Here is a 26,563-nt window from a genome sequence, read left to right on the forward strand (position 1 = left end):
ATGATTTACCTCCGCAAGGTAAGAGCCGCCGCAATTGCCGCCTGCCCTAAAGCCAAACCACCATCATTCGCAGGTACTTGGCATTGATTAAACACAGTAAAATTTGTCTCAAGCGCTGAAGTTAGCGTTTCCAGCATAAAACGGTTTTGCATCACGCCACCCGAAAGAGCGATGATCGAGACTGCATGTTCGTGAGCTAGAATCGTTGCTTTGGCTATCAATGCTTGAGCTAGTCCAGAGTGGAATTTATAAGCTATGGTTGAGTAGTCAACTTGATTAGCTATATCGGTTAGCATTTGAAGCCATAGTTGAGTAGTGCTTAGTTGGTTGTTTTGCCAGCTCAGAGCATATCCCCCCATCCCCTGCCCTTCCCCCGATAGTGGGGGAAAGTAGGAAAAAACCCCTCCTAGCCTCCCCTTATCAAGGGAGGAATAAGATAGATCACTTACTACTATAATACTCTCTTCTCTCCCTCCCTTGATAAGGGGAGGGACGGGGTGGGGTTTCTTCACCAAAGCTTCCAACTCAATCGCCGCCTGCCCCTCATAGGTAATCTGCTCGCTACAAATCCCCAACAAAGCCGCTACTGCATCAAACAAACGCCCACAGGATGAAGTACTAGGGCTATTAATTCCCTTAGCTGCCATTTGATCTAATGTTTTTAAGGGCTTAGCTTGCAAATACTGAATAATCGGCAACTCAGCAAAATCCTGAACGACTTGATCCCAAACACCAGTGTATTTCAAATAGGCATAAGCCAAACGCCAAGGCTGTAAAATCGCTTGAGTACCACCTAATAAAGGCACAGGTTTTAGCCACGCTAAGCGCTCAAAACCTTGATAATCGCCCAGCAGGATTTCTCCACCCCAAAGCGTGCCATCATCACCTAAACCCGTACCATCCAAAATAATACCGAGCACCTTGTTGCTATTAAGTGGATAACCATTATCTGCCAAGCACGAAGCTAAATGAGCATGATGATGTTGTACTTGAATAGCTGGAATTTGTTGAACTTGTGCTAACTGTAAACCCCATTGAGTACTGTGATAATTAGGATGCTTATCGAGTGCAAGCACTTGGGGTTGATGTTGATACAGAGCTTGATATAAACCTACTTGGCGCTCAAATTCTTGCAAGGTGGCGTAATTATCCAAGTCACCCAAATGCTGAGTCAAAACCGCCTGTCCATCCTGTACTAAACAGGCAGTACTTTTTAATTCGCCCCCTAGTGCTAATACAGTAGGTACACTCTCAAAACCGTGTGGCAATTGAATAGGAGCAGGAGCAAAGCCCCGCGCACGACGCAGTACTCGCATTTTTCCCGCCATGAAACGCATCACTGAATCGTCAAGGCGACTAGCAATAGTACGATTATGCAGAAGCTGTGCATCGGCAATATCGGCTAATTGAATTCGGCTTTGCTCATTACTAATACATTGCGGCTCACCGGAACGATTGCCTGAGGTTAGTACTATCGGAAAGGTCAAATACTGCATTAAAAGCGTATGCAAAGGACTATAAGGCAACATAAAACCTAATTGGTTTTGATTGGGTGCAAGTGCAGAACTTAAATTACCTAGATTGGCAATATCCAATAATACAATAGGTGCAGCGCTACTATTTAAGGCTAAACGCTCCACTTCATTGATATGGCAATATTCACTAATTTGCTCAATATTTTTCGCCATTAAAGCTAAGGGTTTATAGGGGCGGCATTTACGTACTCTTAAGGTTTGTACTGCCTCATCATTCGTCGCATCACAGGCTAAATGAATCCCACCGATACCTTTAATAGCTATAATTTTTCCCTGCTTTAAATACGCAGCGCATTGTTCAATCGCTTCATGATGTGAGTAAAGGATTTGCCCTTGTGCTTCTAACCATACATAAGGACCACAGATGGGACAAGCATTGGGTTGTGCATGAAAACGTTTATCACGCGGATTTTCATACTCGGCTTGGCACTCCACACACATCACAAAATCGGTCATAGTGGTATGCACGCGATCATAGGGAATACCTGTGACTATGCTTAAGCGTGGACCGCAATGGGTGCAATTGGTAAAGGGATACTGATAGCGGTGATTATTAGGGTCGAGGACTTCCGCTAAACACTGCGAGCACGTTGCAGCATCGGGACTAATATGGGTGTGAATAGTGTTTAAGGTACTCTTTGCAATGGTGAAAGTATTGACTGGTGCAAATGACTCCAACACTTCACGCTCAACCCCATCGATTCGCGCTAAAGGCGGCAACTGTTGGTTTAAACTATCAATGAACTGCTCGATAAGTATCTGATCACCCTGTAATTCAATGAGTACCCCTGAACCATCATTCAGTACTGTACCTTTTAAACCTAATTCATTAGCCAAACGCCACACGGTGGGACGGAATCCCACGCCTTGCACTATACCTCTTACTCGTATGCGTTCTGCGTAGCTCATTAGTGCACCGTACACACCATACAAGGGTCAAACGAGCGCACAATATGTTGTACTTTTATCGCTCCCTCATCACTCACCTCTGTACCCTCTAGTGCTTTTTCTAAAGCGCCTGCTTGTCCTAATTCATCACGCGGTGAAAAATTCCAAGTGGTCGGCGCGATAATTTGGTAATGGGCAATTTTGCCATGCTGGATTTTAACCCAATGCCCTAAACTACCGCGTGCGGCTTCGATCATACCTATCCCCTGTGCTTCATCGGGTATAGGAGCATGCGTACAAAACGGTTCTTTACTATGCAAAGCATTACACCATTGCTCCATCAGTGGAATCAGCCTTGCTAATTCCAGTACTCGCGCAATCACTCGTGTAGCGACATTGCCACCCGTTTGCTTAACTGCATTAACTATCAAGGGCTGACCATCAATCAATTGCCGAGCTAATGCTCCCGTTTCCAGCACTTGACCCTGCAAACGCGGTGCTTTACACCAGCTATAGGCTCCCACCTTGCCATAATGCGGATTAGTTTCGCCCTCCCACACATTAGCCACCCGCAAACGCGATTGCATCCAGCTATGACTAATATCTTCGGTAATCTGCCCAGCCTCTAAAGTTGCATAAGCACTATTCCGATAAGAGCCTGATTTAAAGGTGTGAATACCTTGAATTTGATAAGCACCATAACTTAAAAACTGATCGTAACTGCGCCCTAATTGATATAAATCGAGTGCTTCAGCCAAAGCTAAAAAGCGTGCAAAATCGCTATTCGCATGTGACTCACTCCAAGCTTTTAGCTGATCCAAACTGCTTAAAGCACCTACCTTTTCTAAGCTATCAGCAAATACCACGCGCTCTAAAAATTGGCGAAATTGCCGAATCATCAGCCTTAAGCGCATCACCTCATTTGTGGTTAATGCACGAGTACTTCCCCCTGCTTGAATACTCAAACTATGCGGCCATTTACCCGCGAGTAATCCGGTAATATGCAACCATTCCGCACGCGCTTTGAGTACTTCAGAGGCGGCTGTGCCCACTTGAGCCTTGAAACGGGTAGCTATTGCGCTAAACCAAGGCTCTTGCTCATAAATAGGGCGGGCAAAATCGGGCATGAAAAATAGATAAAAATGGCTCAAATGATCAGCCATATTTTCACAGGCAAGTATTAATTGCTTGGCTAATTCACCATTAGGTGCAGGAGTTAAACCTTGTGCCTTCGCTAAAGCCGTTGCAGCGGCTACTGATTGCGCCACGGAACAAATACCACAAATGCGCGGGGTATAAACTAAGGCATCAGTCGGTGTTTTGCCGATTAAAATACGCTCGAAACCACGAAAGAGCGAGGAATTGACATAGGCCGCTTTGACTAGACCGCCCTCAATATCAAGTTGTACTTCTAAATCACCTTCAACACGATTAAAAGGACCTAGTACTTTGCGGTTCATACTTTGCGCCCTTTAACTTTGCTACTAGGCGCAATCACTACACGATCTGAGGTGGCATTACTACGTACTCGCGGCGGTGTGGCAGCTTTTGAGAGTGAAGCAAGCGCTACAAACCACGCTTTAGGCATATCGGTGGGTAAACCTATTGGGATTCCGGCGATTTTAGGCGTCTCACCAAACGCATGATGCGGTTCTTCAAATTGCGGCGCAGTGCAATTAATACAGGCATAGCCCCCAGTCAAACACGAACTACCTCCATTCCAAGGGCGAATATTGCAATCCGCTCGTGCTTGTGTGCCCAAACAACCGCGATGCTCCATCATACAACCCAAATCACCCGCCTGTTCAGCGCTGGCTTTATACTCATAATACTCATTGCGCGAACAACCATGATGTACAAGGTGATCGGTATAAGCACGCGGACGATGTAACTCATCCAAATCGTCTAGCTGTAGTTGCCCCAAAGCCAATTGCACCAAGGTATCAGTTATCCAATTCGGATGCGTCGGGCAACCTGCAATATTTATGACTGGAAAACCAGCCTTAGAGCACCACTCTTTACCTAATAAGCCTCCCCAGTTTTTACCATCATGCTGCAAACCTGTAGCTTCAACTAAATTTTCTCCCGCTGCGGTAATACCACCAAACGCAGCACACGAACCCGCTGCCAGCACATATTTAGCTTTAGCGCTTAGCGCTTTAATCCAATGCATCATGCTTTGATTCGTACCTGCCAGTGCATGAAACATACCCGTACCGTGCGGGCCTTGAATCACTGAACCTTCTAAACACAGTGCATCGAGTTGAATCTGGCCATTCAGAATGGCGTGCAATAAATCGAGTACTTGCTGATTCGAGTATTCGCTTAACGAGGGATGCCAGAGTAGCTCAATATTAGCTAATTCAAACAGTTGCATGAGGTCTGGTGATTCGGCGTTCAGCAATGAGATTGTGCAACCTCCGCAGCCCCCTGATTGCAACCACAGTACGCTCATTTTAGCCATGTGCGTCACTCCATTTGAGCGGTAGACTTAATTCAAATAGCGCTCCATTTTGTCCCTTTTCATAGTAATTTCTAGCACTTAAGCTACCTCGGCACTGTTCAGTGGCTAAACCATAACTGATATAAAGCCCCAATCCTGTTCCTTTACCAATGGGCTTGGTGGTGTAGAAAGGATCAAATAGTTTGTGCAAATCTAATTCATTAATCCCCGTGCCATTATCACGAATTTGAACCCATACTTGGCTATCTTTGATCTGTAATGCAGTACTCAAACAAGGTTGTGCTTGATGCTCCATCGCATCCAAGGCATTTTGTACCAGATTGACTAAAATCTGGCTGACATAACCTTCATAGTTATAAATCATTAATTGCTCAGGGCAATCATGCACGACTTCAATTTTAATCGACGCAGAGCGTACTAGCCACAGCACAGTACGCTTACATAAGGCTACTAAATCAAATACTTCTGGCTTTTGACTAGCGGGGGTTGAAAACTGGCGCAAGTTTTTCACAATCTCGCTAACGCGCTCCGCTCCCTCCATCGATCCCTCTAGTAAAGGGCGAATATCGCTCATAATGCGATCAATACGTAATTGTTTTCTAAGCTGTTCGCGCTGAGCTAGCGAGACATTATTATGAATAGCCTCCAAATATTGGAGAAAACGTTTTTCATAGCCTAATAGCGCGTGCATATTGGCAAATACAAAGCTAATCGGATTATTCAGTTCATGCGCCACCCCCGCCACTAAGCGTCCCAATGATGCCATTTTTTCCGATTGAATGAGTTGTTGTTGGGTGTCTTTTAAGGCTTGATGCGCTTGTTTGAGTTCAGTATAGGCTCGCTCTAATTCGGCGTTTTTTTCTTCTAATTCAATCTGGTATTGCACCAAATTAGTATAAATATCGTCCATGCGTTGAATGACTTCTACCCACGCCCCCTCCTCAAAATGACTGGGTAGTCCTTGATCTAAACCTGCTTGTTTGAGCAAGTTTTTAGTCATCATTCACCGCCTTATCCAAGCGCTCTAATTGATAACGCTCTAATTTAGACCGCAACCCCACCCGTGACAAACCTAGCTCATCGGCTGCACGGCTTTTATTCCAACGATGACGAATCAGGACTTCCTTTAAAATGCGTGCTTCTAGTTGTTCCACACGATCTTTTAACGTTCCTTGTAGCCCATCCGTCAAAACGCGCATCTCTTGACGTAAATCCTCCGGCGTTGCACGTAATACATGGGGCGAAATCAACTCAGCGCCTAAATAGTCCTTTTGCCCTAGTACTAACATGCGCTTAACTTCATTTTGTAATTCACGCACATTGCCCGGCCAGTTATAGGCTTGCAAACACGCTAATGCTTCTGAGGTAAAACCCTTGACCCGTTTACCCATTTGCTGCATGGCTTCTTGTAATAACGCATGCGCTAGCAAGGGCACATCCTGCAAGCGCTGACGTAAAGGAGGCAAATGAATCAAAAAGGTAGCCAAGCGATAATATAAATCCTGTCTAAAGCGACCTTGGCGCACTTCCTCTTGTAAGTCTTTATTAGTCGCCGCAATCACTCGCACATTAATACTACGCGTCGCATTAGTACCGAGTGGACGTATTTCACCTTCTTGTAATACACGCAATAACTTAACCTGAAACGCTGGCGATATATCACCAATCTCATCTAAAAAGATCGTGCCCTTATCCGCCAACTCAAATAGTCCTACTCGATCTGCTACCGCTCCGGTAAATGCACCGCGCTTGTGACCGAATAATTCGCTTTCTAATAATTCATCGGGTAATGCACCACAGTTTTGTGCTACGAATAATTGATCTTGGCGTAAGCTATTGTAATGTAAGGCTCTGGCAAGTAGTTCTTTACCCGTACCCGACTCTCCCGTAAGTACCACATTCACATCATAGGGAGCGACTTGGAAAATTTCCTGACACACTGCATTCATCGGACTATCAGGTGCACGTACCACACCCATATCCCAATCATAGCGTTCTTGGAGAGCTTCACGTTTGGTTTGAATTGCTTCACTTAGAGTACTAGGTTTTAATTTTAATTCTAAAGCTAAGCGTTCGTTTTGGCGTTGTAATTCAAATAGTTCGACTGCATTACGCAGTTTTAAGCGTAGCTCGTCGGGATGCCAAGGCTTACTAATATATTGATAAATCCCCGCCTCATTCACCGCACGAATAATATCGGCTGAATCGGTATAGCCCGATATAATCATGCGTACTACTTCAGGCCATTGCTCACGCACTTGGGAGAGCAATGAAACCCCCGAACGCTCTGGCATACGCTGATCGCATACCATCACTTGCACCCATTCACGCTCTAAAATAGCCAGTGCTGCTTCCGCCGTATTCGCGGTGTAAACATCAAACTCCTCATCTAAAATACGCACCATTGATTCTAAGGAGCGTATTTCATCATCCACCACTAAAATGGTTGGACGCTCAGTCATACTCTAGCCTCAATGTGTTGCGCATTAGTATTGAATGTAGGGTGTCCAATCAAACGCATTTGGCGCGTCATGCGTAACCACTGATACCACTCTTGCATCCCTTGTCCGGTCGTGGCCGAGACTTGCAATACTTGAATCCCCGGATTAACACGACGCGCATATTCAATACATTGAGCCACATCAAAATTAAGATAAGGTAGGAGATCGATTTTATTCAGTAATAATAATTGTGAGGCATGGAACATATCGGGGTATTTGATGGGCTTATCTTCACCCTCAGTCACCGATAAAATAGCGACTTTATGTGCTTCCCCCAAATCAAAGGCTGCGGGGCACACTAAATTACCCACATTTTCAATAAATAAAATGCTGCCTTGCTGCGGTTTGAGACGCTCTAAGGCATGCCCGACCATATGGGCATCAAGATGGCAACCTTTACCGGTATTAATCTGTAAAGCAGGTACTCCCGTAGCACGAATACGGTCAGCATCATTTGCCGTTTCCTGATCGCCCTCAATCACAGATAAAGTAAACTCGTCTTTAAGATCTGTCAGAGTACGCACCAATAGGCTGGTTTTACCCGAACCCGGACTCGATACTAGATTGAGCGTCAATACGCCATTATCAGTAAAGTAGCGACGGTTACTATGCGCATACTCATTATTTTTACCCAAAATATCTTGCTCAATCTGCACCATCCGCGACTGACTTAAGCCCGGAGCATGAGCGCGTGCCGCACCTGTACCGTAATGATGAGTATGACCTTGATCTATGGTTTGAAAGCTCGCTGCTTCTGTGTGACTTTGACCTAGTACTTGAAAACTTGCACCTTGAGGCAAAGGCGCTGGCGTGTGATGGTGAGCGCTCAGTACATGATCAGGGTGGTGATCGTGGTCGTGATTATGACCCTCAATTCGAGTTTGCCCATTGCCGCAACCGCATACTGTACACATTTCAATCCACCTCTAATTCTTTAATGCGCATTTCATCGCCTTGACTAACCTGTAATTGGTAACTACCACATTCAGGACAAGGCTCGTAACGCTGTTTAATCTCAACCATTTTCCCACACGGCAAACACCACGCCTGTGCTGGAATTTGAATAATCTGTAGTTGCGCTGTTTCTGCTAAGGTATGACGTTTGACTGCCTCAAATGCAAATTCCAATGCATAAACTTCTACCCCTGCCAAAGCACCAATTTCTAGCCAAACGGTTTTTACCTTGTGAAAGTGTTGTCGCTTACTTTCCGTTTCAATGACTTGAATAATGCCTTCAGCTAATGACATTTCATGCATGGCTTATCTCACAACGATAGGACACACAAGGGTCAACCGCTTTAATCCATAAATCAGCGTAATACTTCAAGAGATCATCTGATTGCATACTGTGCATTAAAGCTTGCAATCCAGCACTGACTACCCCTTGAGAACTAAAATTAATTTCAGTAGGCGCAATAATCTGATAATCAAGTACTTTATTAGCACTATCTAATTGAACTGTATGCACTAAACGCCCCCGTGCGGCCTCTATATACGAAGTACTAGGTACTCCAAACGCTAATTCAACCAATCGTGCTAAGTACCGAGTAAATATCCCGTTTCCATATTCTGCTAAAGCTTCCTGCATTAAAGGCTGTTGCGCCTGTCGACTCAATACTGATGCTTCATTTTCTAGGGTAAAATTATTTGAGCCTAGTCGCGCTAATGCTTGCTCTTGTAAATACTTCAAAGTACGTGCCGCCAAAGTGCCTTGCTGTTCAATCCAGTGCTGTAATGATGCCAAATTACTCCGCTCTCGCCATTGAACTAAACTTTCCCCGAAAATGACCGCTTCTAAAAAAACATTCCAATCTCGTTGTAATGTACCGTAGGGGCAAACCGGTGTGTTTGCCCTGTCGTGGCACGGAGCCTCAAATGCTGCATCATCACCTAAAGAGGGGTAAACACGTAGGTTTACCCCTACCAGATCAAATGCCTTACCCTTCTCAAACCAAGCATTTCTAGCTTGACCCAATACTCCAACCGTATATTTTAAGTGCTCTTGCGATACTGAATCACTATTGAATTGACACCAATCTAGTAGGATACGCAATACATGCTCACGCTGAGTTTCTAGCTCTACTAAGCTTAAACGTGCTTGCCATAATTCAACATTTGGCTCGATATTTAAGGCTTGCTCACAGGCTTTTAAAGCCGCAGCGCTTTGCGCCGTGCCGCAAATACTAAATAACATCGGAATAAATTGAAGGACTTGCTCAACCGTTTTGCCTTTGAGCAAAGTACTTAAAGCTTGTAAGGGGCGAGTCGAGGTAATCAGCACTGACTGATCAGCACGCTTTAAGCTAATGGTTAATTGTCCCTCAATTCCTGCTTGCATTAGGTCGTGCCTCGCATAAAACGTCCTTGCAACCATTCGCGCCTTGATAGGGGTTGTTCTAAACGCTCGGCTAAAGGTTGCGTAGGGGTCTTGGTTGGTGATGCGGAGGTACTTGCTTCCTCAGTCATTAAAGCGATTAGCGCAGCTTGAGCGGTTTGTTCAGCCGCTAATTGATCAGCGAACTCAAACATAGGGGAAAAAAGCGAACTTGATAGATATAAGCCTATTGGCTCCTCATAGCCTACGATACATTCATAGATACCGGAAGGTAATTGCAGCAATTGATTACTGCCTACTGCCGCTTTGTAATCAACCTCCGGTACAAACATCATATTCATAAACCAAGGGGTGATTAAAACGCCTAAACGTCCCTGATCCCAGCGTTTAAACCCGACTGCTTTAACGGATAAACGCGGATTTAAGATCGGAATACCCTGCATACGTGTACTTTGAATCTCATTAAATGTAGCTTCTAGTACCTCAATCAGAGCAGCAGCATTAGGGTAATTAGCCATCATTTAATACCATAAACTGCGCTTTAGGGGCATCACATTCGGGACAACGCCAATGATCAGGCAATTGGGAAAATGGTGTACCCGCAGGAATTTGCCAATAATCGCAGCCCTCTTCAGGGTCATAGACGCGCCAACAGATTTTGCATTCCATTTTATCCGTATCTTTCAGGCGCGAATTATCGCCCCCATACGAACCCTCAAACGGACTGTGCGAAGTACTCATTGATAAATCTCCAAAATTTCCCGTAAGCGCTCGGCACTATCTGCTAAATCTTCGGGAGCAGCGCGAGCTACTTCTGGCACAGCGACTATTTCAATAGTATTGAGGATTAAAGCATCTTCGGAGTTATAGTACTTGACCCACCACACGCCTTGCTTTTGAGTACTTCCAATACGGCAATTACCATAACCCCGCGATAAAATCGTCACTTCGCCTACGCCTAAACGTTCACCTAAAAAGGCTAAGTCCTCTGGAGACAATGGTAATAGAGTCAAATTAATCACATGAGCTAAATCACCTTGTTGCCGACTTGCTATTTTCTCAGCTATTTCAGTCACTAAGGCTGGAGCATTGAGTACACCACGCGGCAGGTGAGCTAAATCAGTATTGAGTAATGAAGCGAAAGCAAAGGCTTTATCGCGGACTACGGAGGGAATATCAGCCACTTCAATCTGATCACTGATTAATGCATTCGACTCATCATAAGCGCGTACTCGCCACACCCCCGTTAATACGGATTCTTGAATCTGCACTCTAGGCGTACCGTTATAGACAATACTCACCTCACCCTCATGCAGTACTTGATTAATTAGGTCTAAGTTCGCTGCATCTAATCCTTGTAAATCTAGCATGAATGCCGTTTGACCTACTTGATAATGGGCAATACCTTGTTGCAGTTGTTTAAGCAATTGCTTAGCCGCTACTAGCTCTTCAATCTCCTCCGGCTCTGGCAAAATCGGCGGATGATAAGTAGGCATTGCCCCCGGAGAACCAGTGAAAGCAAATTGCTCATCACCCTCTTCATTGGGTTGAGTTCCTACCCCAACTACTGGAATACCAATGGGTCTACCGTAAAATGGTTCACTCATAATTTAATCCTTATCTCAATGACTCACTACTGGAATACCAATCGATACTGGGCGACTCGGCTCGGCTGCTAGAATCTTATTGATCTCATCCAAATACCCCCCCCAATCCTGTACTCCGGTAATCGTGCCTAGATACTCATTACCCTTTAAAAACACCAGTGCCGGCCAGACTTGAAAGCCGTATAAGCTTTGCAATTTCTTCTCATCTTCTTGAGCAATGACCGCAGCAGCAAATTGTCCATTAAAGGCTTTGACTAACTCCGGCAAAATCACCGCAACATCATTAGTTTCTGGAAAGCGTTTCGGGTCTTCCGTAAAAAACAGCACACTAAAAGTATGTTGGCTTAAAAAATCAGGTACTTGAGCAGCGCTTAGGCGCGGATAACCTAATTGTTGATATAGGCGTTGCACGAGGGGTGAGGGCATAGCATCTTATCCTTTAATAACAACCTGTGAGCGCAAATGCTCCGGTAGTGGTGGCTCACGATCAATCAAATCGGCAAATAGTGCATCAATGGCAGAAGCGCTCTGAGTGTCATGCAAGGTCAAACTTAAAGCTTGCAACGCATCCTGCATGTGTAAGGCTGTAGTAGGATCAAGTACCTCACGCGCTGCTCCTAGGAAATTTAAGATCCAAGTACCGGCAGGCTGATCACCGACTAATAACATATCTACCCTTTCCACTCGCCCCTGTGCTTCACACAGCGCGTGAGTACCTTGCATACTGAGTACCTGCATTGGAACACCCATACACATGATTAAGGTCTCCGATGGTCAACATTGACCTTCACAGGTTGTTCAATTAGCGAGGGTTTAGGGTCAAACTGGAACGCTTGATTAGCTAAGATGCGCTCATCACCTACTCGACAGGCTTGTTCTTCGCTAGGTCGCCCTGCTTCGTATTGTGCTAAGGCTAATTGTGAGGGTGAGAGCTGTTCGTGAGTGGATAGAGGGGTGGTACGTGGAATGGCTTGAATGCCGAGCTGAGCTAAGTACTCAATAGCGATTTGAAGAGCGGGTTGAATTTGTGCTTTAACCGCAGGGCGCAAACTGCCACCATAGTCTTCTAATTCAACCGGTTGCACCCCAATCAATAAAATCTTTTCTGGGTAACTATCGAGCAGTTGAGCAGTAGCCAGTACTTCTTGAAATCCGGTTTGATGCAAACTCATTTTTTTAGCACCCATAAAAGTGGGTACATCTGCATCTTCAATCGTTTTTAATGTGCCACCCTCAAGACCGTAATCAATGGCATCAAATACCACTAGAATATCAGCGGCTTGGACATGTTGTACAAGGTAAATGCCTTGTGTACCTCCATCCATGAGTGTGACATTGTGAGGGAAAGTATAATATTGATGGAGTGTTTCAATGCAACGCACCCCAAAGCCTTCATCAGCCCATAGGACATTACCTATACCTAATAACAGCACTTGTTTGTTTTGCATCTAAACCTCCTGCACCTGATCTATGTAAAATACTATTACAGTTTTTCAAAAAACTGCAAGGTTAATTTACACTTTTATCTGATATTTTTACTAGGAGTTAGCTCTCTCACTGAAGCAATTAATGCCCCTCTACCTTGATATTTCTCAAAGGCGCGACAGATTTTAACTACTATTGCAGTGCTTGGCATTGTGCTTGCATAAGGTAACAGCTAGTCCAAGTTTGGAATTGAGGAGAGCCTTATGATTGAAACCTTCTACGATGTCATGCGCAGGCAAGGCATTTCACGGCGCAGCTTTTTAAAGTATTGCAGCCTCACCGCTGCGGCTTTGGGCCTAGGACCTGAATTTGCAGGCAAAATTGCGCATGCGATGGAAACTAAACCGCGTATTCCCGTACTGTGGTTACATGGTTTGGAGTGTACGTGCTGCTCTGAATCTTTTATTCGCTCTGCTCACCCACTGGCTAAAGATGTTATTTTGTCTATGGTGTCGCTCGATTATGACGACGTAATCATGGCAGCAGCGGGACAGCAGGCTGAGGCGATTATTGAAGAAACTATTCAAAAATATGATGGTAATTTTATTCTAGCCGTAGAAGGCAATCCGCCCCTCAATCAAGATGGTATGTCGTGTATTATTGCGCTCTGTACACGACAAAACCACTAACTTATTGATTTAGCATGTTTGTCATGGAGATGGTGAAAGTCCACCGCTCCTATGTTTTACTCTCTAGTTACCACACAGGAGAGCAAAATGGATCTGAGCGATGGACTACGTGACAGTTTAAAAGCCCACTTGAGTTGGGGCAAGCCCCGTTTGGATTGTTTTGTGGGAATGCTGCATACTTTGCTGAGTGCGCGACAAATGAATTTGGCGTTGTTGGCGGTACACATAGATTCTGACACCGACATTGGTTCCCGCTATCGACGGATGCAACGCTTTTTTAGCCAAGTGTTCTTTAATTACAATGACATTGCCCATTTTCTTATGGGAATGTTCGCCTTTAGTGGTCAACAATACTACCTCACACTCGACAGAACCAACTGGAAATGGGGCAAATCCAACCTCAATCTCCTGACTTTGGCGGTTGTTTACCAAGGTGCGGCTATCCCCGTTTACTGGATGGTGTTGAACAAACGCGGTAATTCTAACCAACGTGAACGTATTGCCCTGCTGCAACGATTTATCAGCCAATTCGGGCGCAACAACATCTTGGGTGTGTTGGCTGACCGTGAGTTTATTGGTGGTCAATGGTGGAAGTGGTTGTCTTCCAAAGAGATTCCCTACTTGATTCGTATCAAGGGTAATCAGTTGATGACCGACAAACACAAAAAAGAGGCGCATGTCCGCTCGCTGTTTGCCAACCTCAAGCCGGGTAAACGGCGCGTTCTCCGTCACCGTCGCGACGTTAGCGGGGAATGGGTTTGGCTCAGTGGCTCAAAGCTGCCCAGTGGTGAGTTGTTGATTATCGCCAGCAACCACTACACGGCTGATCCCATTGGCACTTATCGGCTACGTTGGGAAATTGAAAACCTGTTCCAATGCTTGAAAGGGCGTGGTTTTCACATGGAAGCCACTCACTTCACCAAACCCCTCGCATCAAAAAGATGATGGCGTTGCTTGCCATTGGCTTCTGTTGGGCGCACAAAGTCGGCGAATGGAAGGAAAAAGCCGTCAAGCCTTTGAAGACGAAAAAACATGGACGCAAAGAGCAAAGTGTCTTCCGTTACGGCTTGGACTACTTGACCGATTTATTGAATGGAAGGGTACGGGAAAAAGTGGATAGGCTTAGGCTGCTGCTTCTGTTCCTTTGTCCACCACAATTCATGGCGATCGAGGATGGACGGATGAAACTCAGGCGATTTTCTTTTGAAAAAGATTCAATGAGTTAAGCGAATTGTCGTGTACAGAGATTATTGCGGGTAAGCCTTTCGTTGAGCAGCTCACTCATGTGGCTAAACATTGTAAAGCGATTATTTCATGGGGTTCTTGTGCCTCTTATGGCTGTGTGCAAGCCGCCAAACCTAATCCTACTCGCGCCACCCCAGTACATAAGGTCATTACTGATAAACCAATTATTAAAGTCCCCGGTTGCCCTCCCATTGCAGAGGTCATGACGGCGGTTATTACTTATATTTTGACCTTTGAAAAGTTCCCCGAACTAGACCGTCAAGGTCGTCCGAAAATGTTCTATAGCCAACGGATTCATGACAAATGCTATCGCCGTCCTCACTTTGATGCGGGTCAATTTGTCGAGAGCTTTGATGATGAAGGCGCTCGCAAAGGCTATTGCTTATACAAAGTGGGTTGCAAGGGGCCTACGACTTATAACGCTTGCTCGACGATTCGTTGGAATGAGGGTACGTCCTTCCCGATTCAAGCGGGTCATGGTTGCATTGGTTGTTCGGAAGATGGTTTCTGGGATAAGGGTTCTTGGTATGCACGCTTGAGTGATATTAATGCCTTTGGAGTCGAGGCGAATGCTGACACTATTGGCGGTATTGCCGCGACCGCAGTGGGAGTAGGGATTGCTGCTCATGCTGCTGTTTCAGCCGTTAAACGTATTAAGGGTAATGGCTCTAATGCCACCACTTCGACCAGCACGGTTGAAACCAGTAAGGCGCAAGGAGAATAATCAATGGCCGTTATTACAACCCCGAATGGATATAATTTAGATAACTCAGGGCAGCGCGTGGTGATTGATCCGGTCACTCGTATCGAAGGCCATATGCGCTGTGAGGTCAATATTGATGCTACCAATGTGATTCGCAATGCTGTTTCCACAGGTACGATGTGGCGCGGCTTAGAAGTGATTTTAAAAGGTCGTGATCCGCGTGACGCTTGGGCCTTCGTAGAGCGGATTTGCGGTGTATGTACCGGATGTCATGCCTTAACGTCAGTGCGTGCGGTTGAAGATGCCTTAGGGATTCAAATTCCACTTAATGCGCATTTAATCCGTGAAATGATGGCAAAAACGCTGCAAGTACATGATCACGTTGTACATTTTTATCACTTACATGCTTTGGATTGGGTCAACCCCGTCAATGCTTTAAAAGCCGACCCGCGTGCGACCTCTACCTTGCAACAAATGGTATCGGCTTCTCATCCTTTATCCAGTCCGGGCTATTTCCGCGATATACAAACGCGCATTAAACGTTTTATCGAGTCGGGACAATTAGGACCCTTTAAAAATGGTTATTGGGATAATCCTGCCTATAAATTACCGCCAGAAGCTGACTTAATGGCAGTAGCACATTATTTAGAAGCGCTGGATTTACAAAAAGAATTTGTCAAAGTTCATACCGTCTTTGGGGGTAAAAACCCGCATCCTAATTATTTAGTTGGTGGTGTACCTTGCGCCATTAATATGGATCAGGATATGTCCGCAGGCGCACCGCTCAATATGGAGCGTTTAAACTTCGTGCGGGCGCGGATTGAGGAGATGATTGCGTTTAATAAAAATGTTTATCTACCGGATGTGATTGCTATTGCTAGTTTCTATAAGGGTCAGCTCTGGGGCGGCGGTCATGGCGCGATTAATGTCATGGATTATGGCGATTACTCCAAAGTCCCTTACGATAAATCGACCGATCAATTACCCGGTGGTGTGATTCTCAACGGAAATTGGAACGAAATCTTCCCGATTGACCCACGCGATCCAGAGCAAGTGCAAGAATTCGTGACGCACTCTTGGTATAGCTATCCAGATGAAAGTAAAGGCTTGCATCCTTGGGATGGTATTACCGAGCCTAATTATGTGTTAGGTCAAAACACCAAAGGTACGCGCACGAATATTCAAGAAATTGACGAAAGTGCTAAATACTCATGGATTAAAGCACCGCGCTGGAAAGGACATGCTGTTGAAGTAGGCCCGCTATCACGTTATACCCTAGCCTATGCTAAAGGCGTTGATTATGTGAAAAACCAAGTCGACAACAGTCTACGTGCCTTTAATCAATTAGCAGGTACTAATCTAGATGCTAAAGCAGCACTCAATAGCACCATTGGGCGTACCTTAGCGCGTGCCTTAGAGTCTGAATATTGCGCGGATATGATGATGGAAGATTGGCATCAGTTAATTGGCAATATTAAAGCCGGAGATACTGCTACCGCCAATATGGACAAATGGCATCCCTCCACTTGGCCCTCTGAGGCTAAAGGGGTGGGCACTGTAGCTGCACCGCGTGGTGGCTTAGGTCACTGGATTAAAATCAAAGACGGCAAAATCGAAAATTATCAATGTGTAGTTCCTACCACTTGGAATGGTTCGCCACGTGATCCTAAAGGCAATATCGGCGCATTTGAAGCCTGTCTGATTAATACACCCGTAGAGCGCCCTAATGAACCAGTAGAAATTCTACGCAGTCTGCATAGTTTTGACCCTTGTTTAGCGTGTTCTACTCACGTCATGGGCCCCGATGGACAAGAACTTACCACCGTTAAAGTACGCTAAGGAGTTTCTCTGTACACGACAAAACCACTAACTTATTGATTTAGCATGTTTGTCATGGAGATGGTGAAAGTCCACCGCTCCTATGTTTTACTCTCTAGTTACCACACAGGAGAGCAAAATGGATCTGAGCGATGGACTACGTGACAGTTTAAAAGCCCACTTGAGTTGGGGCAAGCCCCGTTTGGATTGTTTTGTGGGAATGCTGCATACTTTGCTGAGTGCGCGACAAATGAATTTGGCGTTGTTGGCGGTACACATAGATTCTGACACCGACATTGGTTCCCGCTATCGACGGATGCAACGCTTTTTTAGCCAAGTGTTCTTTAATTACAATGACATTGCCCATTTTCTTATGGGAATGTTCGCCTTTAGTGGTCAACAATACTACCTCACACTCGACAGAACCAACTGGAAATGGGGCAAATCCAACCTCAATCTCCTGACTTTGGCGGTTGTTTACCAAGGTGCGGCTATCCCCGTTTACTGGATGGTGTTGAACAAACGCGGTAATTCTAACCAACGTGAACGTATTGCCCTGCTGCAACGATTTATCAGCCAATTCGGGCGCAACAACATCTTGGGTGTGTTGGCTGACCGTGAGTTTATTGGTGGTCAATGGTGGAAGTGGTTGTCTTCCAAAGAGATTCCCTACTTGATTCGTATCAAGGGTAATCAGTTGATGACCGACAAACACAAAAAAGAGGCGCATGTCCGCTCGCTGTTTGCCAACCTCAAGCCGGGTAAACGGCGCGTTCTCCGTCACCGTCGCGACGTTAGCGGGGAATGGGTTTGGCTCAGTGGCTCAAAGCTGCCCAGTGGTGAGTTGTTGATTATCGCCAGCAACCACTACACGGCTGATCCCATTGGCACTTATCGGCTACGTTGGGAAATTGAAAACCTGTTCCAATGCTTGAAAGGGCGTGGTTTTCACATGGAAGCCACTCACTTCACCAAACCCCTCGCATCAAAAAGATGATGGCGTTGCTTGCCATTGGCTTCTGTTGGGCGCACAAAGTCGGCGAATGGAAGGAAAAAGCCGTCAAGCCTTTGAAGACGAAAAAACATGGACGCAAAGAGCAAAGTGTCTTCCGTTACGGCTTGGACTACTTGACCGATTTATTGAATGGAAGGGTACGGGAAAAAGTGGATAGGCTTAGGCTGCTGCTTCTGTTCCTTTGTCCACCACAATTCATGGCGATCGAGGATGGACGGATGAAACTCAGGCGATTTTCTTTTGAAAAAGATTCAATGAGTTAAGCGAATTGTCGTGTACAGAGAAGGAGTTTAACATGCTTAAACATTGGACTTATTTACTCTTCATGCTGGTGGCGGGGTTTAGCGGTCAGGTACTGGCTCATCCGGGGTCACATGCTGAATTTAGTTCATGGGAACAACTCGCGCATTATTTCAGCCAACCTTATCATTTAGCAGGTGTCATTATTCTTGCGGCGGTTATCACAGGTTTAGTCGTTTGGCATCAATGGCATAGGAGATAACACTATGCAACCGCAATCTACTTTTCAGCCAGCGGTCTATGTCTATGAAGCTCCCTTACGGCTATGGCATTGGGTTAATGCGCTGGCTATCGTCACCCTAGCCATTACAGGCTATTTTATTGGTCAACCTTTACCGACGCTATCCGGTGAGGCCAGTCATCACTTTTTGATGGGCTATATTCGTTTTGCCCACTTTGCAGCGGGTTATATCTTGGTGATTGGTTTCATTGGGCGCATATACTGGGCTTTTGTAGGCAATAGCCATGCGCGTGAAATCTTTTTACCCCCGATTTTCAGCCGTGATTTTTGGAGTGGGGTCTGGCATGAAATACGTTGGTATGCTTTTGTCGCCAAAGAACCACGCAAATATACCGGACATAATCCTTTAGCCTTAATCACTATGCACCTGATGTTTGTGTGGGGCATGCTGTTTATGATAGTGACCGGACTAGCCCTGTATGGTGAAGGTGCAGGGATGGGGTCATGGCAATATGATTATTTTAGTTCGTGGGTGATTCCCTTCTTTGGTCAAAGTCTTGATGTACACGCTTGGCATCGTCTGGGTATGTGGTGGATAGGATTATTTGTCATGGCACACGTTTATGTGGCGATTCGTGAAGATATTATGTCGCGCCAATCATTAGTCAGTACCATGATTAGCGGCTGGCGCACCTTTAAAGATTCGCGCAAAGTCGACGACGGTCATTAGAGTTTTATTAGAGTTTCATTGCCTGTTAGTACTATAAAAATAAGCTCTCTCCCTTAAGCCCTAGTTATTAACTTGGGCTTTTTTTTAGCAACTCATTCTCCTATTATGGCGCTAAAGTGGTATTTTCCACTGCGCATCACCGTACCATTAAGTACTTGATTCCAAGTAATCGTGCATTTTCTCCGCAGCCGCTGTGAATACCTCCCTGTACGCTTCAAGGCAGCATCCTTGCTGCCAAGACTGCTCCAAAAACACACGCTTACTTTTAGCTAGGTACTGATCTATATTTTTAAACTTAATGCTCATCAACCAAAAGGAATGGCTATGTGGCGCTATTTATTGGGTCTTGGACTACTGATCTCACCTTTCTATGTGTTTGCTAACACCACCACCTATTGTCAAACTTACGCCGCCAAAGCTGTACAACAGCATAAAACTAATCTGACCTTAGGTTGTGGTTTTATTGGGCTGCGTTGGAATAACGACCAAAACGGGCAATATCGTTGGTGTATGACGGTCTCGAAAACCATTTCAGGCAAGGAAGATACTATTCGTACCCAAGACCTTGCTCACTGTCAAAAGCAAAAACAGAGCGCAAACAGTGCATTGCCACTGCCTAAAGCCTGTATTAGCAGTAGCGCCAAACCGGTTAAAACCCTGCTTTATGCGTTTCGCTATGAGACTGAAACGACTATGCCCGTGCAGCCCAATGGTTTGATTCGCTATGACTTTAATCTGGATCGACAAGACGATTATCTGTTTTTAGAAACTACGCCCAACCATACCGCTCGCTTAGTGCAGTGCATGAGTCAAGGAGCTACTTGGCAACGCACGCTTACCGATATGCAATACGACTCACGCGGTAGCACTACTTGGAGTACGGGTTATACTTTTGAGCGGCAACAAAACCAGCTCAAAATCACTGTCGGCTACTTTGGTCATAACGAAGGGTCTTGTGACACGCAAGCGTTTTATACTTTTCACCCTAACCAAAAGAGCTTTAAATTAACGCACCAAAAGGGCGATTGTTATACTGTCGAGCCTGATTATCCGCTTAGCCCCCCGACTCCACCGACCTTAAAACCCAAGGGTTAAACAGCTTTTTAGTTTAGTTCATCCCATAATAAAGCTTTAAAGGATTCGCTACTTGAGGGATTGCTGATGATTTTTAGACAATTATTTGAACCTGACTCCAGTACCTATACCTATTTACTAGCCGATGAAACTAGCGGTCAATGTGTACTTATTGATCCAGTACTGGATACACTTGAGCGCGACCTGCGTGTCTTGCATGACTTAGGTTTGACCTTAAGCTATACCTTAGAAACCCATATGCACGCCGATCATTTATCCGCTGGAAAGAAATTGCGCGAGTTTACCGGTTGTAAAATTGCTGTACCTGCTTTGGATAACCTAGCTTGTGCGGATATAGGTATAGAGGAAGGTACACCCTTTAATATAGGCACACTCACTTTGCATCCGCTCTTCACCCCCGGACATACCAGCACTCATCATGCCTATCTATTTGATAATGGAATGCAAAAAGTCTTATTTTCGGGTGATGCCTTATTGATTGAAGCCTGTGGTAGGACGGATTTTCAGTCAGGGGATGCGCAAACTTTATATCGCAGTATTCAAGACAAATTTTTCAGCCTACCGGATGAAACCTTAGTCTACCCCGCTCATGACTATGAGGGGCGTCAAATCACCACCATTCGCCAAGAAAAAAACCGCAATCCACGTCTAGGCAAGGGTAAAACCGAGGCAGAGTTTGTAGCGATTATGAATAGCTTGAATCTGCCCTATCCGCGTAAGATTGATTTTGCCGTGCCGGGGAATCAGCTCTGTGGTCAATGCCCTGATAATGTACCAGAACAATATCGTGGTCCTTGCGACATTATTCAAATGCCCGACTTTTTAATCAGTAAGCCTTTAGGTGATCAAGGTTAAATACGACCGTATTTAAAGCACTTAAGCATTAGTCTGGAGTAAGCACGCTCTTACTCCTGCTAATTGTTCAGATGCTCTTATAAATCAGTACGCACATGCCACAGCTCTGGAAATAACTCCACTTCTAGCATGCGCTTTAAATACGACACGCCCCCCGTTCCCCCCGTGCCGCGTTTAAAACCAATGACGCGCTCTACCGTTGTGACATGATTAAAGCGCCAACGCCTAAAGTAATCCTCAAAATCCACTAACTTTTCAGCCAATTGATACAGCTCCCAGTACTGTTTAGGGTTTTGATAAACCTTAGCCCATGCTGCCTGCACTAATGCATGAGGCTGATGCTTTTCGCTCACATCGCGCTCGATTAGCGCTTGAGGCAAAGGAATACTGGCGTTTAAGACATGCAGGGCTACGTCGTAAAGGCTCGGACGTGCTAACTCTTGTTGTAACTGTTGTATAAGCTCACTACGGTGCTCATGTGGACGCAACATAGCTTTATTGCGATTACCAAGCAGGTATTCAATTAAGCGATATTGATAAGACTGAAACCCCGAACTCTGCCCTAAATCTTCCCTAAAATCCGTATATTCGCTAGGGGTCATGGTACGCAGTACATCCCAAGCTTGATTAAGTTGCTCAAAAATACGCGATACCCGTGCCAGCATTTTAAACGCCAGAGGTAAATCACGCTCTATTAGGGCGTTGCGAGCGGCTTGAAGCTCATGAATTGCCAATTTCATCCAAAGCTCACTGGTTTGATGCTGGATAATAAAGAGCATTTCATCATGAGCCGAGGAGAGAGGCTGTTGAGCATTCAAGATTTGCTCTAAGTGGAGATAATCACCATAAGACATACGTCCAGCGAAGGTCATTTGAGCGCCTTCGGGTGCAAGATCATCAGTAGTAGTCACAAGCTTAATTCCTAAAATACTAAATAAATCAAATAGCTAAATAAAGCTATAATTCGTATTATGCTATAGGTTTTTAGTAGTACTACCAAGCGGCGTATGCTTGCAGTCAGGAAAAAGGCAGGATTTCACTCTAATACCTTACTTTTGGTTTTATTATGCTTAATGTACATTGACTTATAGATGACTTATTAGCAGGAATTGATACTAATGAAGGATTGGAATGATGAATTTGCTAATGCGGCTTATATTCATAATGGAAATCACTACCCTGAGCAATGGGCAAAAGCCGCACAACAGTTTCGTGAGCAACCACCGCTTCATTGGCAATTAGTCCCTTATGGGGAGCTGGAGCGGGAGAGCATTTATGTGTTTCATCCCAACACCTCATCAGTATCAGGGTTAGCGATTTTTGTACATGGTGGCTATTGGATGGCATTTGATGCGTCTTATTGGTCACATTTAGCCAAAGGTGCATTGGCTCAGGGTTGGGTAGTGGCTATGCCGAGTTATACTCTTGCACCTCACGCACGGATTAGCGCGATTACTCAGCAAATCGGTAAAGCGATTAATTATTTAGCTGAGCGTTATACGGGTGCTATTCATTTAGCAGGGCATTCGGCGGGGGGGCATTTAGTGACTCGAATGATGTGCGAGGATTCGCCTTTAACGCCAGCGGTACAAGCACGTTTAAAGCGCGTGCTCTCCATTAGTGGTCTGCATGATCTGCGCCCTCTGCTGCAAACCACTATGAATCAGACGTTGCAATTAGATCGTTGGGAAGCTCGGTCTGAGAGTGTCGCGCTATTATTTCCTTTACCTGAGGTGGAGTTAAGGTGTTGGGTGGGGGCGAATGAGCGCCCTGAGTTTATTCGCCAAACGGATTTATTAGTTAATCTCTGGGGCAGTCTCAATGTGAAGGTAAAGGGTGTATATGCGCCACATGAGCATCATTTTTCGGTGATTAATGATTTAGCGCGGGCAGATTCGGCTTTGGTGCAGGCATGGGTGGGCATGGAGGCTGGAGAGTAGCTTAACTCTCCAGCAGAGATTAGGGGTTAAATGATTTCTTCGGCGACTAGAAATTCTGGATTGTCTACGTATTGCATGAATTCGCCCATGATGGTTTGCACCACACTACCTGCCATATCTTCGCTAAGGAATCCGTCTAGATCGGGTATGTCAAACATTTCAACGTATTGTACGGAAGGGGTGGCATCGCTGAGTAGGTTACGCAGGATGCGATGATTGGTAAAGCGTTTGACCCGTGCAAGACCGCGCATGGTCGGATAGTCGCGGTTGAGTGTCCATTGCTCATATTGCTCTGGGGTGACATCGGCTTTGAGGTTGTATTTAATGATGATTTGTGCCATTGACTGCCTCGCTACGGTTGGTGAAGTGACTACTACTGATTGAGCAGTCTAGTCTAATGGTATGAAGATGCAATGACCTTTAATCGTTTGTGATCAGTTTTAACGTCCTTTGATAAGGCGTTATAAGCTGCCTATGCGGCAGTGAACATATTGATTTACAGTGTAACTCATAATCCCTTTTCATAAGCTGCCTATGCGGCAGTGAACAACAGCTAAAGCAAACCGAGACAGCGACCCAATTCATAAGCTGCCTATGCGGCAGTGAACTGGACGGATAAGTTACAGCAAAAGCCGCTTCATTCATAAGCTGCCTATGCGGCAGTGAACGTAACCACTCTGCTAGTAATTTTGATTCAGGTTTCATAAGCTGCCTATGCGGCAGTGAACCCTACAGGCAGCCACGCGCTGCCCTTTTTATATTCATAAGCTGCCTATGCGGCAGTGAACAATGAGGATATTTTGGGCTGTCTTAATAGTATTTCATAAGCTGCCTATGCGGCAGTGAACATCCTAGCCACAATTCTAAGCCCCATGTATTATTCATAAGCTGCCTATGCGGCAGTGAACTTATCGACCTGCCTAGTCAGCTTTGGGATGCATTCATAAGCTGCCTATGCGGCAGTGAACCGCACTAACTAAAATAGTGTGGTTACGGCAATTTCATAAGCTGCCTATGCGGCAGTGAACATGTAAATTTGTATTTACCATTATCAACAACTTTCATAAGCTGCCTATGCGGCAGTGAACTTATCCAGTACTTCAAAACTCAGTACTTCACCTTCATAAGCTGCCTATGCGGCAGTGAACACAATTACAAGCAGCCGCTCAAGCGTTGGGTTTTCATAAGCTGCCTATGCGGCAGTGAACAGTTTGATTCATGATGCTTTAGTTTTCATAAGCTGCCTATGCGGCAGTGAACAAGCAGTAGGTCGCAAGTTCAAGTCTTGCAAATTCATAAGCTGCCTATGCGGCAGTGAACAAACAGATAAACTGTGGATAACTCAAACGCAATTCATAAGCTGCCTATGCGGCAGTGAACGCATTAATGGCGTTTGCCCTATTTCTACGTGTTTCATAAGCTGCCTATGCGGCAGTGAACATATTCACGCAGTACGAGCGGATATGCTTCGTTTCATAAGCTGCCTATGCGGCAGTGAACATTTTAAGCCCCAAATGCTTTAAGTACGCTTATTCATAAGCTGCCTATGCGGCAGTGAACCGGTCAAGCTGATAAGGGTATTATCGACACTATTCATAAGCTGCCTATGCGGCAGTGAACCAACGCCATCACCACATACACCCCTTGCGCAATTCATAAGCTGCCTATGCGGCAGTGAACAAATTAAGGAGACAAAAGTGCAGCCCATTATTTTCATAAGCTGCCTATGCGGCAGTGAACCTTGAAAATAATCAGACCTTAAAGACCATCACTTCATAAGCTGCCTATGCGGCAGTGAACTGAGAAAGAGCAGCGAGAAGCTTATACCTTGTTTCATAAGCTGCCTATGCGGCAGTGAACTTTGGTGTCAGGCATGCTATAACGACAAGCTATTCATAAGCTGCCTATGCGGCAGTGAACATCTGAATGAAAAAGCACGGCAAGTGCTAAAATTCATAAGCTGCCTATGCGGCAGTGAACTTACCTATATTGGGGTCGATAATCAGGGTGAATTCATAAGCTGCCTATGCGGCAGTGAACAGTAACGTTGACTATGATCTGATAGGGCTTGATTCATAAGCTGCCTATGCGGCAGTGAACAGACTAAAAATAACTAAAACCTGACTTTTCATTCATAAGCTGCCTATGCGGCAGTGAACTTACGAACCTTCAAACAATGAGATTGAAAAATTTCATAAGCTGCCTATGCGGCAGTGAACCAGACATAGGGAGCAAGGTTGTACCCGCAGTGGTTCATAAGCTGCCTATGCGGCAGTGAACCCACTCTTTCTTCTTATGTTCTTCTTTTGTTCTTCATAAGCTGCCTATGCGGCAGTGAACGCATCGTGTAGATGCTAGTTTTGATCATCTCGCTTCATAAGCTGCCTATGCGGCAGTGAACTTTCACGCGCTTAGCAGGAAAATACATCTCATTTCATAAGCTGCCTATGCGGCAGTGAACATTTCTATCTCGATGTAGACGGGCTGGGTGTATTCATAAGCTGCCTATGCGGCAGTGAACGTTGATGCCCATGATGTGTGCTGCTGCGACTTTTCATAAGCTGCCTATGCGGCAGTGAACCTGGCTCAGCGCCGAAGCTCCCAAAACAATCATTCATAAGCTGCCTATGCGGCAGTGAACAGATTACCCCCCACGCCCGTTGCCATATTCGATTCATAAGCTGCCTATGCGGCAGTGAACATCGTGATCCTGAAGTATTGAGCTACAAGGTATTCATAAGCTGCCTATGCGGCAGTGAACCAAAGGCTTTTAGCTTGGTGGCTTCAATTTGTTTCATAAGCTGCCTATGCGGCAGTGAACTAACTCCATTCTTTTCAGCTCCACTTCAATTATTCATAAGCTGCCTATGCGGCAGTGAACTTAGTAGTGCTAAACGGTGCAACGACTACTCATTCATAAGCTGCCTATGCGGCAGTGAACTGACAGTGCTAGCGACCAACGGGAGCCTCTAATTCATAAGCTGCCTATGCGGCAGTGAACCCCCGCCTCAGAAGCACCACCGCCCTCAGTTATTCATAAGCTGCCTATGCGGCAGTGAACGCCACGGCTGGGTCTATCTTTTCCTTCGACTTTTCATAAGCTGCCTATGCGGCAGTGAACCACAGGAAGCCGTTTTGAACAACGTCGTCACATTCATAAGCTGCCTATGCGGCAGTGAACGTAAATGACTTGAGCCTCCTTTAAGGACTCAATTCATAAGCTGCCTATGCGGCAGT

General features: G+C 45.4%; 28 protein-coding genes and 1 CRISPR repeat array (1 of these 29 cut by a window edge). Of the genes, 12 read left to right on the plus strand and 16 right to left on the minus strand.

Going from position 1 to position 26,563, the window contains the following annotated elements:
- Positions 1 to 5 precede the first annotated feature (5 nt).
- The 14 genes from hypF to IPL34_RS19600 are packed head-to-tail and all read right to left on the minus strand — an operon-like array spanning position 6 to position 12,778.
- Positions 6 to 2,444, minus strand: coding sequence for a carbamoyltransferase HypF (gene hypF, locus IPL34_RS19535; protein WP_296843207.1), 2,439 nt, complete (start codon positions 2,442 to 2,444; stop codon positions 6 to 8).
- Positions 2,444 to 3,883, minus strand: a complete 1,440-nt coding sequence (locus tag IPL34_RS19540; RefSeq protein ID WP_296843208.1) for a nickel-dependent hydrogenase large subunit — start codon at positions 3,881 to 3,883, stop codon at positions 2,444 to 2,446. The genes hypF and IPL34_RS19540 overlap by 1 nt, the downstream gene beginning before the upstream one ends.
- Positions 3,880 to 4,887, minus strand: coding sequence for a HupU protein (locus IPL34_RS19545; protein WP_296843209.1), 1,008 nt, complete (start codon positions 4,885 to 4,887; stop codon positions 3,880 to 3,882). Before IPL34_RS19545 ends, IPL34_RS19540 begins: the two co-directional genes overlap by 4 nt.
- The gene (locus IPL34_RS19550) at positions 4,880 to 5,890 is read right to left on the minus strand and encodes an ATP-binding protein (RefSeq protein WP_296843210.1); all 1,011 of its coding nucleotides are present in this window, start codon (positions 5,888 to 5,890) and stop codon (positions 4,880 to 4,882) included. The genes IPL34_RS19545 and IPL34_RS19550 overlap by 8 nt, the downstream gene beginning before the upstream one ends.
- Positions 5,880 to 7,349: a sigma-54 dependent transcriptional regulator gene (locus tag IPL34_RS19555; protein WP_296843211.1), complete on the minus strand. Its 1,470-nt coding sequence runs from the start codon at positions 7,347 to 7,349 to the stop codon at positions 5,880 to 5,882. Before IPL34_RS19555 ends, IPL34_RS19550 begins: the two co-directional genes overlap by 11 nt.
- The gene (gene hypB / locus IPL34_RS19560; RefSeq protein WP_296843212.1) at positions 7,346 to 8,302 is read right to left on the minus strand and encodes a hydrogenase nickel incorporation protein HypB; all 957 of its coding nucleotides are present in this window, start codon (positions 8,300 to 8,302) and stop codon (positions 7,346 to 7,348) included. Before hypB ends, IPL34_RS19555 begins: the two co-directional genes overlap by 4 nt.
- Position 8,303: 1 nt before the next feature.
- Positions 8,304 to 8,645: a hydrogenase maturation nickel metallochaperone HypA gene (gene hypA / locus IPL34_RS19565; RefSeq protein ID WP_296843213.1), complete on the minus strand. Its 342-nt coding sequence runs from the start codon at positions 8,643 to 8,645 to the stop codon at positions 8,304 to 8,306.
- A complete protein-coding gene (locus IPL34_RS19570) occupies positions 8,638 to 9,726 on the minus strand; it encodes a hypothetical protein (protein WP_296843214.1) in 1,089 nt (362 codons plus the stop codon). Before IPL34_RS19570 ends, hypA begins: the two co-directional genes overlap by 8 nt.
- Entirely contained in the window at positions 9,726 to 10,244 is a 519-nt protein-coding gene (gene hybE / locus IPL34_RS19575) for a [NiFe]-hydrogenase assembly chaperone HybE (RefSeq protein WP_296843215.1), read from the minus strand. Before hybE ends, IPL34_RS19570 begins: the two co-directional genes overlap by 1 nt.
- On the minus strand, positions 10,234 to 10,464 hold the full coding sequence (locus IPL34_RS19580) for a rubredoxin (RefSeq protein WP_296843216.1): 231 nt from the start codon (positions 10,462 to 10,464) through the stop codon (positions 10,234 to 10,236). Before IPL34_RS19580 ends, hybE begins: the two co-directional genes overlap by 11 nt.
- Complete coding sequence (locus IPL34_RS19585; RefSeq protein WP_296843217.1) at positions 10,461 to 11,330, minus strand: hydrogenase expression/formation protein; 870 nt, start codon at positions 11,328 to 11,330, stop codon at positions 10,461 to 10,463. The genes IPL34_RS19580 and IPL34_RS19585 overlap by 4 nt, the downstream gene beginning before the upstream one ends.
- A gap of 15 nt (positions 11,331 to 11,345) precedes the next feature.
- The gene (locus tag IPL34_RS19590; protein WP_296843218.1) at positions 11,346 to 11,756 is read right to left on the minus strand and encodes a hydrogenase-1 expression HyaE; all 411 of its coding nucleotides are present in this window, start codon (positions 11,754 to 11,756) and stop codon (positions 11,346 to 11,348) included.
- Between the two features lie 6 nt (positions 11,757 to 11,762).
- The gene (locus tag IPL34_RS19595; protein WP_296843219.1) at positions 11,763 to 12,086 is read right to left on the minus strand and encodes a HypC/HybG/HupF family hydrogenase formation chaperone; all 324 of its coding nucleotides are present in this window, start codon (positions 12,084 to 12,086) and stop codon (positions 11,763 to 11,765) included.
- A 2-nt stretch (positions 12,087 to 12,088) separates the two neighbouring features.
- Positions 12,089 to 12,778 carry a HyaD/HybD family hydrogenase maturation endopeptidase gene (locus IPL34_RS19600; protein ID WP_296843220.1) on the minus strand — a complete coding sequence of 230 codons (690 nt, stop codon included), beginning with the start codon at positions 12,776 to 12,778 and terminating at the stop codon, positions 12,089 to 12,091.
- Between the two features lie 240 nt (positions 12,779 to 13,018).
- Between IPL34_RS19600 and IPL34_RS19605 the strand changes: the two genes are divergently transcribed.
- The 11 genes from IPL34_RS19605 to IPL34_RS19655 all read left to right on the plus strand — a co-directional run bounded on the left by IPL34_RS19605 (position 13,019) and on the right by IPL34_RS19655 (position 21,386).
- On the plus strand, positions 13,019 to 13,444 hold the full coding sequence (locus tag IPL34_RS19605) for a hydrogenase small subunit (RefSeq protein WP_296843221.1): 426 nt from the start codon (positions 13,019 to 13,021) through the stop codon (positions 13,442 to 13,444).
- An 87-nt stretch (positions 13,445 to 13,531) separates the two neighbouring features.
- Positions 13,532 to 14,389, plus strand: coding sequence for an IS4 family transposase (locus tag IPL34_RS19610; RefSeq protein WP_296837415.1), 858 nt, complete (start codon positions 13,532 to 13,534; stop codon positions 14,387 to 14,389).
- Positions 14,386 to 14,670 (plus strand): hypothetical protein, encoded by a 285-nt coding sequence (locus IPL34_RS19615; RefSeq protein WP_296835791.1) that lies wholly within the window; start codon positions 14,386 to 14,388, stop codon positions 14,668 to 14,670. The genes IPL34_RS19610 and IPL34_RS19615 overlap by 4 nt, the downstream gene beginning before the upstream one ends.
- A 5-nt stretch (positions 14,671 to 14,675) precedes the next feature.
- Complete coding sequence (locus tag IPL34_RS19620) at positions 14,676 to 15,413, plus strand: hydrogenase small subunit (protein ID WP_296843222.1); 738 nt, start codon at positions 14,676 to 14,678, stop codon at positions 15,411 to 15,413.
- A 3-nt stretch (positions 15,414 to 15,416) separates the two neighbouring features.
- The gene (locus IPL34_RS19625; protein ID WP_296843223.1) at positions 15,417 to 17,231 is read left to right on the plus strand and encodes a nickel-dependent hydrogenase large subunit; all 1,815 of its coding nucleotides are present in this window, start codon (positions 15,417 to 15,419) and stop codon (positions 17,229 to 17,231) included.
- 118 nt (positions 17,232 to 17,349) lie between these two features.
- Positions 17,350 to 18,207 carry an IS4 family transposase gene (locus tag IPL34_RS19630; RefSeq protein ID WP_296837415.1) on the plus strand — a complete coding sequence of 286 codons (858 nt, stop codon included), beginning with the start codon at positions 17,350 to 17,352 and terminating at the stop codon, positions 18,205 to 18,207.
- Positions 18,204 to 18,488 (plus strand): hypothetical protein, encoded by a 285-nt coding sequence (locus tag IPL34_RS19635; RefSeq protein WP_296835791.1) that lies wholly within the window; start codon positions 18,204 to 18,206, stop codon positions 18,486 to 18,488. The genes IPL34_RS19630 and IPL34_RS19635 overlap by 4 nt, the downstream gene beginning before the upstream one ends.
- A 32-nt stretch (positions 18,489 to 18,520) precedes the next feature.
- A complete protein-coding gene (locus IPL34_RS19640) occupies positions 18,521 to 18,727 on the plus strand; it encodes a hypothetical protein (protein ID WP_296843224.1) in 207 nt (68 codons plus the stop codon).
- 4 nt (positions 18,728 to 18,731) lie between these two features.
- On the plus strand, positions 18,732 to 19,436 hold the full coding sequence (gene cybH, locus IPL34_RS19645) for a Ni/Fe-hydrogenase, b-type cytochrome subunit (RefSeq protein ID WP_296843225.1): 705 nt from the start codon (positions 18,732 to 18,734) through the stop codon (positions 19,434 to 19,436).
- Positions 19,437 to 19,760: 324 nt separating this feature from the next.
- Positions 19,761 to 20,531, plus strand: a complete 771-nt coding sequence (locus tag IPL34_RS19650) for a hypothetical protein (RefSeq protein ID WP_296843226.1) — start codon at positions 19,761 to 19,763, stop codon at positions 20,529 to 20,531.
- A gap of 66 nt (positions 20,532 to 20,597) precedes the next feature.
- Entirely contained in the window at positions 20,598 to 21,386 is a 789-nt protein-coding gene (locus IPL34_RS19655) for an MBL fold metallo-hydrolase (RefSeq protein WP_296843227.1), read from the plus strand.
- Positions 21,387 to 21,463: 77 nt separating this feature from the next.
- Here the strand turns inward: IPL34_RS19655 and kynA are convergent, their stop codons facing one another.
- Positions 21,464 to 22,297, minus strand: coding sequence for a tryptophan 2,3-dioxygenase (gene kynA / locus IPL34_RS19660; RefSeq protein WP_296843228.1), 834 nt, complete (start codon positions 22,295 to 22,297; stop codon positions 21,464 to 21,466).
- 207 nt (positions 22,298 to 22,504) lie between these two features.
- Here kynA and IPL34_RS19665 point away from each other — a divergent pair, with 207 nt between their 5' ends.
- Positions 22,505 to 23,326: an alpha/beta hydrolase gene (locus IPL34_RS19665; protein WP_296843229.1), complete on the plus strand. Its 822-nt coding sequence runs from the start codon at positions 22,505 to 22,507 to the stop codon at positions 23,324 to 23,326.
- Positions 23,327 to 23,352: 26 nt separating this feature from the next.
- Here IPL34_RS19665 and IPL34_RS19670 read toward each other — a convergent pair whose 3' ends face one another.
- The gene (locus tag IPL34_RS19670) at positions 23,353 to 23,667 is read right to left on the minus strand and encodes a hypothetical protein (RefSeq protein WP_296843230.1); all 315 of its coding nucleotides are present in this window, start codon (positions 23,665 to 23,667) and stop codon (positions 23,353 to 23,355) included.
- Between the two features lie 119 nt (positions 23,668 to 23,786).
- Positions 23,787 to 26,563: a CRISPR direct-repeat array (repeat unit 28 nt; unit sequence TTCATAAGCTGCCTATGCGGCAGTGAAC) (it continues 1,085 nt past the right edge of the window).

The sequence above is a fragment of the Thiofilum sp. genome (assembly GCF_016711335.1).
Lineage (GTDB): Bacteria > Pseudomonadota > Gammaproteobacteria > Thiotrichales > Thiotrichaceae > Thiofilum.